This is a genomic window from Halococcus hamelinensis 100A6, assembly GCF_000336675.1.
Lineage (GTDB): Archaea > Halobacteriota > Halobacteria > Halobacteriales > Halococcaceae > Halococcus > Halococcus hamelinensis.
Genome location: NZ_AOMB01000032.1, coordinates 183,227 through 196,772, shown reverse-complemented (window position 1 = coordinate 196,772; position 13,546 = coordinate 183,227). Strand labels below are relative to the sequence as shown.

11 protein-coding genes are annotated in these 13,546 nt (G+C 66.5%); 7 read left to right on the top strand and 4 right to left on the bottom strand.

Annotation, left to right across the window (positions count from 1 at the left end; all coding sequences use genetic code 11):
• Positions 1–590, bottom strand: a 590-nt coding sequence (locus C447_RS11475) for an NAD-dependent epimerase/dehydratase family protein (RefSeq protein WP_007694028.1), incomplete at its 3' end; no start/stop codon positions are given.
• The gene (gene tbsP, locus C447_RS11470; RefSeq protein WP_007694026.1) at positions 587–1,417 is read right to left on the bottom strand and encodes a transcriptional regulator TbsP; all 831 of its coding nucleotides are present in this window, start codon (positions 1,415–1,417) and stop codon (positions 587–589) included. The genes C447_RS11475 and tbsP, both read right to left, overlap by 4 nt.
• A 384-nt stretch (positions 1,418–1,801) precedes the next feature.
• On the opposite strand from tbsP, the gene C447_RS11465 reads away from it, so the two are divergent.
• Entirely contained in the window at positions 1,802–4,078 is a 2,277-nt protein-coding gene (locus C447_RS11465) for a DUF2206 domain-containing protein (protein WP_007694024.1), read from the top strand.
• Here the strand turns inward: C447_RS11465 and C447_RS11460 are convergent.
• Positions 4,075–5,502, bottom strand: coding sequence for an MATE family efflux transporter (locus C447_RS11460; RefSeq protein ID WP_007694022.1), 1,428 nt, complete (start codon positions 5,500–5,502; stop codon positions 4,075–4,077). The genes C447_RS11465 and C447_RS11460 overlap by 4 nt on opposite strands.
• Positions 5,503–5,573: 71 nt before the next feature.
• The gene (locus tag C447_RS11455) at positions 5,574–6,779 is read right to left on the bottom strand and encodes a right-handed parallel beta-helix repeat-containing protein (RefSeq protein ID WP_237713476.1); all 1,206 of its coding nucleotides are present in this window, start codon (positions 6,777–6,779) and stop codon (positions 5,574–5,576) included.
• A gap of 643 nt (positions 6,780–7,422) precedes the next feature.
• Between C447_RS11455 and C447_RS11450 the strand changes: the two genes are divergently transcribed.
• From C447_RS11450 to C447_RS11425, 6 genes are all read left to right on the top strand, one after another.
• The gene (locus tag C447_RS11450; RefSeq protein ID WP_007694020.1) at positions 7,423–8,526 is read left to right on the top strand and encodes a glycosyltransferase family 2 protein; all 1,104 of its coding nucleotides are present in this window, start codon (positions 7,423–7,425) and stop codon (positions 8,524–8,526) included.
• Positions 8,523–9,446, top strand: coding sequence for a polysaccharide deacetylase family protein (locus tag C447_RS11445; protein ID WP_007694019.1), 924 nt, complete (start codon positions 8,523–8,525; stop codon positions 9,444–9,446). The genes C447_RS11450 and C447_RS11445 overlap by 4 nt, the downstream gene beginning before the upstream one ends.
• Positions 9,443–10,483: a lipid II:glycine glycyltransferase FemX gene (locus C447_RS11440; protein ID WP_007694018.1), complete on the top strand. Its 1,041-nt coding sequence runs from the start codon at positions 9,443–9,445 to the stop codon at positions 10,481–10,483. Before C447_RS11445 ends, C447_RS11440 begins: the two co-directional genes overlap by 4 nt.
• A complete protein-coding gene (locus C447_RS11435; RefSeq protein WP_007694017.1) occupies positions 10,476–11,138 on the top strand; it encodes a DHHA1 domain-containing protein in 663 nt (220 codons plus the stop codon). The genes C447_RS11440 and C447_RS11435 overlap by 8 nt, the downstream gene beginning before the upstream one ends.
• Positions 11,139–11,210: 72 nt before the next feature.
• Positions 11,211–12,047, top strand: a complete 837-nt coding sequence (locus C447_RS11430) for an FkbM family methyltransferase (RefSeq protein ID WP_007694016.1) — start codon at positions 11,211–11,213, stop codon at positions 12,045–12,047.
• A gap of 233 nt (positions 12,048–12,280) precedes the next feature.
• Positions 12,281–13,531 (top strand): carboxylate--amine ligase, encoded by a 1,251-nt coding sequence (locus tag C447_RS11425; RefSeq protein ID WP_007694015.1) that lies wholly within the window; start codon positions 12,281–12,283, stop codon positions 13,529–13,531.
• Positions 13,532–13,546: the final 15 nt, after the last annotated feature.

Sequence of the window (13,546 nt, the reverse complement as noted above, 5' to 3'; positions counted from 1 at the left end):
GACTGGGCCTGGGAGACGAACGTCGAGATCACCCCGCTGTACGACCCCGCCGACTGACGAGGCCCGTAGACGTTGAAGTACCGTAGCGAGACCGTCTCGACGTCGTACAGGTGGTTGTAGAGGCGGCAGTAGTGGTCGCCGGAGAGCTTCTCGAGCCCGTACGGCGAGTTCGGGGCCTTCGGTTCGTCCTCCGAGACCGGCACCCGGTCGGGGTCCCCGTAGATGGCCGCACTCGACGCGAAGACGACTCGGGTCCCGGTTCGGCGAGCCGTTTCGAGGAGCGACAGCGTGGCATCGACGTTCACGGCGTGGCTCTCCTCGGGTTCCTCGATGGACCGCTCGACGCTCGCGATGGCCGCCTCGTGAAAGAGGACGTCGGCACCGTCGAGCGCCGCGTCCCGCGTGGCCGCGTCGCGAACGTCGCCCGTGACGACGTCGACGTCCGTCGGGAACCGACGGGACTGCTGGCCCCCGGCGGTATCGACGACGCGGACGTCGTTGGTCGGCGCGACCGCCTCGACGAGGTGGCTCCCGATGAAGCCGCTCCCGCCGGTGACGACGACGGTCCGGTCCTCGATGGCCGGCTTCATGGGCTGACTCCGGCCGGGAGCTCGTCCCGAACGACGCTCACGAACTCCTCGGCGGCCTCCGTTCGAAGGCGCTCGTCACCCAGGAGCAGGCGCAGCCGTGGCCGACCGACGTCCACGGGTACTTTCTCCGTCGCGATGAGTCCGGCCTCTTCGAGCCGCATCTTCTCCCGGGAGAAGGTCGCTTTGCTCGCTATCCCGATGTTCTCACCCCACCTCGAGATGTCGTACAGGAGCTTCTCGTGCTTCGCCGCGACGAGGAGCGCGATCACCACCTCGTCGGGGTTCTGGCCGCGAGTGCTTTCGAGCGCGTCGAGCATCGATCGAAAATCGTCGACCAGTTCGGGACCGAACTCGGCGACGAGCGAGTCCCCGACCGCCGAGTACGCCGGGGTGCGCAGCGGGAAACTCCCCGATTCCTTGTAGAGCCCCTCCCAGTACGCGCGTGTGCCCTCGACGAGTTCGGGGTTCTCGGTACTGAGCCCGACGACGTCGTCCTTCGTCGAGATGATCGCGGTGACGGACTCGTCGGTGACGAGCAGGACGTTCTCGAACGGTCCCTCCGCCATCTGCGCGGAGAGCGTGTTCGTGGCGACGAGCTCCGCTGCGACGCTCGCCGTCACGAAGTCCTCCCGGATCCACTTGAGCACCGACTCGTAGGTGAGCAACCGAACGAACGGCGGGTCCTCCATCCCGTCCAGACTGTGAAGGAGTTCGGCCGTGGCCGTTTCGTTCAACCCGATCGCGAGGACGCCATCCGACGAACCCGAGAGTACGTCCTGGAAGACCTCGGCGGTAGCCGTTTCGACGGTCGACGGGCGTAGTGCCATGACCCTACCGATAGCACATCAAATCATAGCTATTCGGTGCTTGAGTCGTCGGAATCAGTGGTTAGTTCCGGAATTCGAGCCACGATTCTCCTTCCTTCCGGTCCCGTTGCTCCGGTCGGTTCCGGTCTAAGAGAGCCGACTCACTCGGCGGCCATCAGCCGAATCCACCGGCGCTGAGCCGTTCCACGACGTGACGGGACCGTGCCGTGTTCGCCACGTCGCGCCTCACGATGCCCACGGGAGAGGATGTCGGGCGAGGTCTCTCGTCCGTTTCGATGGGGTCACCGTTCGGTTCGACACCGATCTCGCGTTTCAACGGCGCAATTGACCGCTTCATGCACTCATTGACTATGGCCGCGTGGTTCGGATCACCGATCTGAAATGATGGACACCCGCTCGAACGAACTGGAGGTGGCGTCGCTCGCCGTGATGGTCTCGGTTCTCCTGGTGGTCGTAACCCTCGATATCGACGTGCCGGGAACGACCGTCCTCCGAGCGGTCCTCGGCTGTGTTCTCCTCGGGGTGGTGCCGGGGTACCTGCTCGTCTCGCTGCTCGGGCTCGACGACCGCTCGCCCGGCCCCATCGTCGTCTACTCCGTCGGACTCAGCCTCCCCCTCGTCGTCTGTCTCTCGATAACGGTCGACGTCGTGCTGTCGGGGCTGGCTATCGACCGACCGCTCACCCCGTTGAGCATGACGCTCGCCGTCGCAGCGCTCGTGCTCTGTTTGCAAGCCGCCCGTTCCGTCGGGTCGGGGGTGCTTCGACGGCCGTTCCAACCCCTGGCGGTCTTCGAGTGGGCTACCGTCTCGGTCGTCGGGATCTCCGACCGGTTGCAGCCCCGGGTGATCGGCTGGGAGTTCGGTCACGACGAACGCACGGCTCGGTCGGTCGTCCGAGGGCTGTCGCCACGCGATTGGCTCGCGCTCGCCGCCGTGACGGCGCTTCCGCTCGGTGCCGTCCTCGTGACGCTCCCCGGCACCGCTCCGGGTTCGGATGGGGTGCTCGTCGCCCTGTCGTGTGTGGTCGCGGTCGTTCCACTGGCACTCCTCCGGTGGCGGGGCTCGGCGGTGCTCTACCCCTACGGGGTCTGGGCGGTGGCGGCGACGGTGCTGTTACAGATGACACTGGTCTCGGGGCACATCTGGGGGTTCGACATCCACTACGAGTACGCCACGGCCGCGACGATCCTCGAGGACGGGTACTGGAACGCGACGGGTGGCGACTCGAACGCCTCCCTGGTCGCGATCACGCTGCTGGCAGCGGTCTATTCGATGGTCACCGGGCTTGAGATCGTCTGGGTCTACAAGCTCGTCTACCCGCTCTTGGTCTCGTTGCTTCCGGTCTGTCTCTGGTACATCGCACGGGCCGAGTTTCGCGAGCGCTCGGTCGCCGTGCTCGCGCCGTTCACGCTCGTGTTCTACTACGGGTTCTTCAAGGACATGCCCGACAAACAGCTCGTCGCCGGCCTGTTCGGTGTCCTCCTGCTCATGGTGTTCCTCGACGAACGGCTCTCGGCGCTCCAGCGGTGGGTTCTCGGGCTCGCGTTCGCGATGTCGGTGGTCTTCGCCCACTACGGCGTCAGCCTGCTGTTCGTCGCGTTCCTGGGGTTCGGTCTCGTCGCCCGGCACGTCGTTCGGCTGGTGAGCGGCGTCGGTGTCGTCACTCGAATCACGCGACCGGCGCTCGTCGCGTTCTTCGGTGGCTTCTGGGTGCTGTGGTACGCCCTCACCGCGTCCGGGGAGAACCTCGATAGCGTCGTGAGCGTCGCCGGCGAGGTGTTCGAGGCGTTTCCGCTCTCGGACTCCGGCCGGAGCGGTGTGGGCTATGCGATGACGGAGACCGAGTCGGTCTACTGGCTCGCCTCGAAGCTCCTCTACATCGCGCTCGTCGGCCTCGTCGGTCTCGGCATCCTCGCCGCCCTCTACGCGCTCGCCACCGACCGCGATGCCGTCCGGAACGCCGAGTACACGCTGTTCTCGGTCGGGGTGTTCGGGTTCCTCGTCTCGTCGGCGGTGGTCACGTTCGGGATGGGCTTCGACCGGACGCTCCAGATCGCCCTGTTCGTCCTCGCACCGTTCGCCATCACCGGTATGCGAACCGCCCTCGCCGTCCTCGGACGGGGTGCCGCACGGCTTCCACGCGTCGGGCCACGTCCGCGCCTCAGCGCCATCCCGGCCGAGGGCGTCTTCGCGGTGTTCCTCGCGCTCCTCTTCCTGTTCAGCTCGGGAACCGCCTTCGCGGTCGCCGACCAGCCGGAGCCGGCGTACAGCATCAACTACAACCAGAGCGCTGGCTGGCCGGTCTACAGCCAGGACGAGGTCGACGCCACTCGGTGGCTCGCGGAACGCTCGTCGAACCCCGGTACGGACGTGGCGGTCTACAACAACTACGACCGGGTCAAGAGCCGGGATGGGTTACTCGTCGGGGAGGTCGTCCCGAGCGACCGGATCGAGTCGATATGGCTGGGGCGAACAAGTTTCGAGGGGCCCGGTTACGTCTACGTGAGCGAGCGACCCATGACGAAGCCGGGGAGCGACTCGGCGTACGTCTCCGTCGAGCGGACGTCGTTCTACCGGACCGTTCTCGCCGACCGAGAACCGGTCTACGAGAACGACCGCGCCTCGGTCTACTACATTCGAGGGAACCGGACGAACGCCTAGAGAAGCGTCCGGACGTTCGAGACGAGCCCGGACGCCTCGATGCGTACCCGTTCTATCAACACCAGAACGGTGAGCGCGTAGATCGCCGCTCCCGTCCCGACCAACAGAACGACGGTCGGGGTCGCGAGCGTCGAACGCGGGGTGAGTACCCAGAGACACGCACCCATGAAGAGCGCGGCGAGGACCTCGAAGCCGATCTCCCTCGTGGGAACCGTGAACGAGAGTATCGACCGGATGAAGTAGAACGAGAGCGCCGTCCGGACCACCATCGCCACCGTCGTGGCGAACGCCGCACCGACCCACCCGAAGACGACGATACCGACGACGTTGAGCGAGATGAGCAACACGAGGAAGACGAGGTTCGTTCTGAACATCAGGTCCGGACGGTCGAGCGCGTTGAGCGCCTCGCCGAACACCACCTCGTAGCTGTGGAACGCGCGCGCGAGGAGCAACACGATGACGACGGTGGCACCGACCCGGTACTCGTCGCCGAACATCCCAAGTATCGGCTCGGCGAAGATGACCCCGCCGACGAACCCCGGGATCGACATGATACCGACGTAGACCAGCGAGCGTTCGAGGAGGTCGGTGACCCGGTCGTAGTCGTTTCGAGCCGCGAGTTCGCTGATGTTCGGGAACAGCGCCGAACTGATCGCCGACGCGACGAAGAACAGGACGCCGGTGATCTGCCAGCTCAGCTCGTAGACCCCGACGAACGAGGGGGCGACGAAGACCCCGAGGATGAGCGTGTCCGTCCAGATCCAGGAGGTCTCCTGGAGCGCCCCCATCCAGCTGTACTTCGCGAACCGGAACAGGCTCTCGAAGTGTCGCCGTGCCGGTCGTCGCAGCCGCAACGAGAGCATGCCCACGCCGACGACGACGGCCAGCACCTGCCCGAGCCAAACCCCGACGAGGATCCCGAACAGGCCGTAGTCCAGTGCCAACAAGGGTATCCACGCGACCAGACGGCCGCCGTTGGAGACGAACCCCAGCAGTCCGGCTCTGGCGACCCGTTTCTCGCCGCTCAGGGATTCGTAGAGCGTCGACTGGACGAGATAGGTGAGCGAGCACAGCAACAAGAACGGCACCGCGAACTCGTGGCCGATGTAGGCGGTGATCTCGCCCCTGAAGCCGACCAGAACGGCCGCGACGCCGACGAAGATGCCGAGACGAGTGAGGAGAGCGGCGGTGAAGAACTCGTCGCGCTCGACGCCCTCGCTGATCCGTTTCTTCGCGGCCGCGGAAAGGCCGGCGTCGGTCACCAGCCCGACGACCTCCACGACGGCGATGAACAGCGAATACACCCCGAGGACCGACGCGCCGGTGGTCGCGAGATAGAAGACGGCGAGGAACACGGAGACGGAGGTCGCGACCCGGGCGAAGAACGTTCCGAACGAGGACCGAACGATCGTCGACTGACTCATCCGCCCCTCCGGCGTTCCGGTACCATTGTCGGGTTCGGATTACCCCCACCGAGCCATTACTATGCGCCGATTCAATCGATTCGGCCGGCGTTGATGTTCCCGTTCGTGCGCCAGCTGTCCGGGAGTCTGACCGCACGACCGGTCGTGGTGCCGACGAACGTGTTGTTCCTGAACGAACAGTCGACGAACGACCCCGGTCCGGTCTCGCGCGCGACGATCCCCGACCCCGAGCGACCGTTGCTCTGTATCGTGTTGTCGTGGATCTGGAGCGCCACGATGTCGTTCCCGTCGACGAGACACCCTACCGCCGACCGGTAGTTCCCCCGCAGGTCGTTGCTCTTGATCTGGTTGCCGATGCTCTCGACCCCCTTCGACGCCGAGACCAGGATGAGCGGGTGGTCGGGGTAGTCCGAGTGGATGTCGCAGCCGGTGACGTTCGAGTAGCTACACCGGTCGAACTCGATCGTCGGGTCGCCGTCCAGCCCGTTGGCGTAGAACTTCGAATCGCTGATCTTCCAGGATTCCCCCCGGGCGGTGACGGCGGGGCCCCCATTGTAGCCGAACCAGTTGGTATCGACGCGGGCGACACCGACGGAGGGATAGGAACGTTTGTTGCCGCCACCGCGGAGCCCGGCGGCCCGATTGTTGAGGAACTGACAGCCACGGAACTGGTTGTCGTCGGTGCTCGCCGTCGACCCGGCGAGCCAGAACCCGTTCCCGGGTGCGGCGTAGAAGTTGCAGTCCACGAACCGACTGTTCCAGAACGCCCCGTACACCGCGTTCCCGGAGGCGTTGTTCGCCCTGTTCCCGTCGAACGTGATGTCCCGGAGGGTACACTCCATCACGTTTCGGTCGGGGAGGTCGGGCGTCGTCACGAGGTCCGCGTTCGCCCCGTCCTCGAGCTTGAGCGTGGTCGCGTTGCGACCCGACCCGACCAGCACGACGCCGTGTTCGAGGGTGAGTTCGCGCCCGACGTACGTCCCCGGCGCGAGCCGAATCACGACGTTGCCGCCCGTTCGGTCGATCACGTTCTGGATCCCCTCGAAGCCGTCGTCGGCGGTGAGGTGGTACTCGCCGGTCGCCCTCGGCGATTCGGGCTCGACGACCAACGGTATCCAGCGGTCGCCGTCGGAGAGCGACCGCCGGGTCGCACCCGCCGGGCCCGGGTCGGTCGCCTCCCAGATCGTTCCCGCGGCGTCACCCGGTTCCGGGCGCTCTCGTTTCGGTCCGACGTGGTAGTTCTCCGTGATCTCGTATACGCGATCGAGGTTTGACATTGGGATCTCCGTGGGGGGTCGTTCTGCGGGCCGGTTCGGCGACGAGCAGGCGGCGATGGTACCGCTGCCCGCGGCGACGAGCGCCAGGAACGTTCGCCGTCCGATCGAGACACGTTCCTGGCCCATTGTAGCGGACGGTCGTCCTCCGGGCCGATTGACTATTGTCCCGTTGAACGGGTCACCGGACGAGCGAAAACGGTTCCCGGGGCCGTTTCGGACGACGCGTCGTGGACGCCTGCACTGGTTCGTGGGGGTCAGTGCGAACGCGGTGAACGGCCGGTCGTCACGAGGCTCGCACCTCCGACGACGTGTGCCGAGCGCCACTGCCGAACGTATCGGCCGCTCGATTCGGTCCCTTCCGCGTCCATCGAGTCAGCCGTGCTTGGGGTCCCGGGAACGAGCCCCGTCCCTCGGCCCGAGCAGCGACGGTCTCGTCGGTTGATTCGATAGCTCCCTCGGTTGTGCCATCGAGGAATATTCGTTGTTCTATCCTTTCAGTTCGAGCGTTCTACCCGCAACTATCTGCCCGAATCGTGGAATAATTTCGCGTTTGAGTGTGTGTTCGTCACCAAATACGCCGTTCAGAAACACACAATTGGAGAATATCTATCGTCCGATACGGTCAACGAAGGCCCGGAGGAGAATGAGCGAACACACTGCTGACGGCGTTTCCGCGAGTGAGGGGGTGGGTTCGGCCGTCGACGTCGTCGACGACCACGTTCCGGACCGGGTTCACCCCCTCGAAAGCGATAGGTCCGAAAACGGCCGACAGCCGACCGAACACACGTCGGGGTCGGGGTCGGCATCCGCCCACGCCGACCCCGACGTGATGGTAGCGATCCCGGCGTACAACGAGGAAGCCACCATCGGCGACGTGGTGCGGCGGGTGGCCGAGCACGCCGATCTGGTGCTGGTCGTGGACGACGGGAGCGGCGACAGCACCGCGATCAGGGCCGCGGAGGCTGGCGCGGTCGTCAGCGCCCACGACCGGAATCGGGGCTACGGTGCTGCCCTCAAGACCGCCTTCGAGACCGCGAAGGGTCACGACGTGACCCATCTCGTCGTTCTCGATGCCGACGGACAGCACGACCCCGCGGACGTTCCCCGGCTGGTCAGGGCGCAAGCCACCACGCACGCCCCGCTCGTCATCGGCAGCCGGTTCGTGGACGGGGCCGTATCGAACGCGCCGTTCTACCGCCGCGTGGGGCTCCGCGTCATCAACGTGCTCACGAACCTGAGCATGGGCATCGTGCGAGCCGACTCGCGCATGAGCGACACACAGAGCGGCTTTCGGGCGTACGACCGGGAGGCGATCGAGACCCTCGCCGAGGACATGACCATCGGCGACTGGATGGACGCGAGCACGGACATCCTCTATCACATCCACCACCACGACTACCCCGTCGAGGAGGTCCCGATCACGGTCACCTACGACGTGGCGAACGCGAGCAGTCAGGACCCGCTCTCCCACGGGATGATCCTCCTCCAGAACATCCTGAAGACCGTCGAACGCGAACGCCCGCTCACGGCGCTCGCGCTGCCGGGCTTTTCGCTCACCTTCGGCGGGCTTGGCGTCGGCTACTGGGCGGTCGTCAGCTACGTCCAGTCGGGAACGTTTCCGGTCGGGCTCTCGCTCAGCGCGGTGTTCCTCGTGCTGGTCGGTATCTTCGCGTGCTTCACCGCGATCGTCCTCCACTCGCTCAGCACCTACTTCGAGAACGCCGGGATCGACGGGAGGAGCCGATGAGCGACGAGGTGACGAACGTCCTCTCGTTCGACGTCGAACACTGGTACTCGGCGACGCTGCTTCGGGAGCGAGTGACGGACCCGGCGACACACGTCGAGGCATCGGTCGAACGCGTTCTCGCTATCCTCGACCGGTTCGACGTCCGGGCGACGTTCTTCGTCGTCGGCGAACTGGCCCACGAACGGCCGGACCTCGTGGCACGGATCGCCGATGCGGGTCACGAGGTCGGCTCACACGGCCACACCCACCGGCCGCTGTTCGAACTCGACAGGGACGAGTTCGCCGCGGAGCTCGAAGCGAGCGCCGTCGCCATCCACGACGCGACCGGAACGTGGCCGACGGGATTTCGTGCGCCCAACTTCTCGGTGACCCCCCGGACGGCGTGGGCCATCGAGGCGCTCGAAGCCGCCGGCTATCGGTACGATTCCAGCGTCTTCCCCGTCAAGACGCCGATGTACGGTGTGGCCGACGCACCGGTTCGGCCCTACCGCCTCGACCCGCGAGCGCCGTTCACGGATTCGGGTGACGAGGCCGACGGTCGGCTCGTCGAACTCCCGCTCGCGGTGTTCCACCCGCGGGTTCGGCTGCCGGTCGCTGGCGGGTTCTACGCGCGAGTGCTGCCGACCTGGCCCGTCAAACGCGGGATACGGAGCCTCAACGCACGCGGGCATCCGGCGACGATCTACTTCCACCCCTGGGAGTTCAACCCGGCCGTTCGGTCCGCGGCCGAACACGCCCCGATCCCGGCACACGCACGCTTCGTTAGCTTCCACGGGATCGAGCGACTGGCGGCGAAGCTCGAAGCGCTGCTCGACGAGTTCGCCTTCGGGACGGCCGGTGCCGTCGCGGACGGGTACGCCGACCCGGGCGAGGTGGCTACCGACGGCACCGCCCCGCTTCGGATCGGGGGTGAACGATGAGCCGGACGACGATCGACGGTAGCGACGTCGAGACCCAACCCGTGTCCACTCGGTCGTCGGAGTGGCGGTCCATCGTCGAGGACCACCCCGCTGCGACGGTGTTTCACACCCCGGAGTGGGCGGCCGCCGTCGAGACGGCGTTCGGGTACGAGCCCCGACACCGCCTCCTGACGGATCCCGACTCCGGCGCGACCCGAGGGATGGTCCCGGGGTTCAGCGTCCGGGAGGGGGTCGGCCACAGTGTGGTCAACCCATTCTGTGAGTACGGCTTTCCGCTGGTCGAGGAGGCCGTCTCCACGACGTCGGTCCTGTCCGAACTCGACGGCGACACCCGCATCGTCAAGGACGGCGGCTGGAGCGGCGTGAGCGGGTACAACGAGGCGGGTTACGGCGGGGTTCCGACCGGGTCGTCGATCCGACTGTCGCTCGATCGGCCGTTCGAGACGCTCTGGGAGTCCACGTTCGAGAAGGACATCCGCCGGTGCGTGCGAACCGCCCGCGACCACGGCGTCACCGTGACCGAGGGCACGGTCGCCGAGTTCTACCCGCTGTATCTCGAAACGATGCGTCGTCTCGGGAGCCCGCAGTTCCCCGAGGAATTCTTCGCGTCGCTCGCCGACGGGCTCGGAGAGGCCGCCACGGTTCTGCTCGCCGAGCGCGCGGGCGAACCGATCGCCGGTGTGTTCCTCTTCGAGTGGGGCGACACCACGATGGTGTGGACCCCGGCCTCGAAGCGCGCCCACTGGGACCACCGACCGAACCACCTGCTCTACGTCGAGTCGATCGAGCGGGCCTGTCGCGCCGGACGCTCGGTCGTGGATTTCGGGCGTTCGCGACGCGGCTCCAGCGTTCACGGTTTCAAAGCACAGTTCGGCGGGTTCGAGTACCCGCTCGTGAGCTTCGTCAGTCCACCCGAGCGGGCTGGACGCGCTTCGCTCGACGGTTACGGACGGCTCGCGACGATCACGCCTCGGCTGGCTCCGCTGATAACCCACCCCACCCTGGGGCCGAAACTCAAGGGATTCATCCATGAATAACACCACACGCGTCGGCTTGGCTTCGAGCATCGCACTCGTCGGAACGACACTCTACTGGCGACGGCGGGAACGGACGGTTCGCGAGAGTCTGACCGTGAGCAAGGACTGGGAGTCGAACACGAACGACGTCGACCGCGAGAACCGACGCGCGGCGCGGGAAGCGGCCGAACGGCTCGATGCGAGGGTCGAGGACCTCCCCGAGCGGGTCACCGCGCTCGACGACGAACGCCGCGACCTGCGGCGCGAGCTCGATGCCGTCCGCACGCGATGGGCCGATTCGTGGTGGGGATCGCTCTCGGAGGATCGGTCGGTCGACGACGGATCGGGCGGTGACGACCCGACCGTTCGCGTCGTCGAGTTCGAGGACGGGGAACTCCCCGACGCGCGGGCGCTCGCGAAGCGCGCGATGGACGGCGAGGGGATCACCCTCGTCGTCGCCCACGGCGATGGCTCGTTCGCCGTCGCCGTCGACGAAGCGCTCGCGGACGAGTTCAGCGCGACGGCCATCGGCCGCGAGATCGCCGAGGAGGCGGGCGGCGGGGCCGGTGGTAACGACCGGCTGGCCGCCGGCGGCGGCGCGACGGGAGCGCTCGGCGAGACCGCAGAACGGGTCGGACAGCGGCTCCTGCGCACGGGGCCGCTCACCCCCGCGTGACCGGCCGGGACACCTTCCCACTGCCGACCGATCCCCATCGAACCGGCGGACGAAACGACCTCACTCATCGAAATGCAAGACACTCGAACGACGAAGGACCGACTGCGCAACGCCCCGTATCGGCTGGCCGCCAGATACGGAGTTCCGCCGTTCGTCTCGTCGGTCTACTGGCGTGTCGAGACGGCCTACTGGATGGCTCGGGCGGCGATGGCCGGCGACACCGTCGAGACGACGGTCGCCGGCGAAACGGTTCGGTTCGGGGTTTCGACGGTGGCGGAGTACCGCCGGGCGACGACGCTCGGTGGTGAACGGGACCTGGTCGCGGCGTTGCTTTCGGGCCTCGACGGCACCGAGACGGTCTGGGACGTCGGGGCGTGCGTGGGGACGTACACCTGCTTCGTCGCGAGCGCGCTGACCACCGGTCAGGTCGTCGGGTTCGAACCCGAGGCGGTGAATCGGTCGCGGCTCCGGGCCAACCTCGAAACCACCGCTCCCGCCGAACGCTGGACGGTCTCGCCGATAGCGCTCTCGGACGAGAACGGAACGACGACCCTCTCGTCCGAAGTCGTCGACGCCGGCGGCGGCCATCACTATCTCGCACCCGACGGCGTCGGTCGAACGGTCGAGACCCGCCGCGGTGCGGACCTCCTCGACGATGAATTCGCGCCGCCCGACGTGGTCAAGATCGACGTCCAGGGCGCGGAACTCCTCGTCCTCCGTGGATTGGGGGATCTTCTCGATACCGTCGAGTCGGTCTATCTCGAAGTTCACTCGGCGAAGTGTCGTCGGTACGGGACGAGCGCCGAGGAGGTCGAGGCGTTTCTCCGGGCGGCGGGCTACTCGCTCACACCCCTCGGCGGGCCGGCGGACCGGCGCTCCGGCGTCTACTTCGTTCACGCACACCGTTGATATCCACCGACGTATTCAACTCCGGGAGCCGATTCAATTCCGTCGTTAGGACGATTCGAGTGGAGGACGATTCCGGGTTCGGTTCGGTGGCCCCTCGTGTATCGAGCTCACCTCCGAGACGTGTCAGCACGACCGATTCGACGCTCGATTCCTCCCGCAGTGTCGCGCGGTTCGTCCGGTCGATAGCTCAAACGACTGCATAGCTATGTGGCCGCTGTCCCTGGGATCGACGAATGAAACCACAATCCGATGGTCGCTCGGTACTGCTCCCGATCAACGACTCCGGGAGCAGCATCTCGTGTCTTCGCTCGCTCGGGAAACGCGGCGTCCACACCATCGCGGTCTCGGAACACCGGGACCGACCGGCCCTCGCGTCCCGGTACTGTGATGAGACGGCCATCGTCCCCTCGCCCTACGAGGACCTCCTGGCCTACAAGGACGCTCTCCTCTCGCTCGCCGAGCGGCCGGACGTCTACACGATCGTTCCCCATCGGGAGGTCGACAGCTACGTGCTGGGGAAGTATCGCGACCAGTTCGAGGAACACGTCGTCGCGCTCTGGCCGTCCTTCGAGCAGGTCCGGACGGTCCACGACCGGCTTCGACAGGCCGAGGCCGCACGCGAGGCCGGGATCGCCATCCCGGAGACGTACTCCTTCGACGAGGTCGACGACTGGAGCCGGGAGCTGATCGTCAAACCCCGGTACTCGATCCTCACGCCCGACTACGTGGACTCGCTCTCGGAGGACGAGTGTGAGGGGAAGATGGAGGTGATCTACACCGCCGCCGGCACCGAACCCGACCTGGAGGCGATACAGGAGACGATGCACAAGAGCGGTCGCCACGTCCCCGACCACGTTCCGATCGTCCAGGAACTCGTCCGGGACACCCGCACCGAATACGGCTTCAGGGGGCTCTACGACGAGGGAAAATCGGTGCTGACGTGCCAGAAGCGCCAGATCCGCGGGAAATCCTACGCCGGCGGCGCGAGCGTCTACCGGGAGACGATGTACGACCCCGAGATCGAGGAGATGGGGCGAGCCATGCTCGACCACCTCGACTGGCACGGCCTCGCCTCGGTCCAGTTCCTCAAGGAGCCAGACACCGGGGAGTACAAGTTCACCGAGATCAACCCCCGCGTCTGGGCGTCGATCGAGATGGACGTCATCGCGGGGGCCGACTTCCCCCACGCGCACTGGCTGCTGGCGACGGGCGAGCCGGACCGCATCGAAACGGAGTACGAGGTGGGAGCCGGCAATCACCTCCTCTTCGGCGAATTCCAGTATCTCTGGAGCATCCTCCGGAAGCGCTATCCCGCCATCGAACCGCCCGCCTTCCGAACCGCGGTGTGGGAGGTCCTCTCGTCGTGTTACGACCAGCCACACTTCGACTACCTCCACCTCGACGATCCTGGCCCCTTCATCCACGGGGTTCTCAATCAGCTCCCGATCGGTGGGCGTTCGGGGACCGAGATGGCCGGCCAGTAGCGGGTCGGCAAAAGC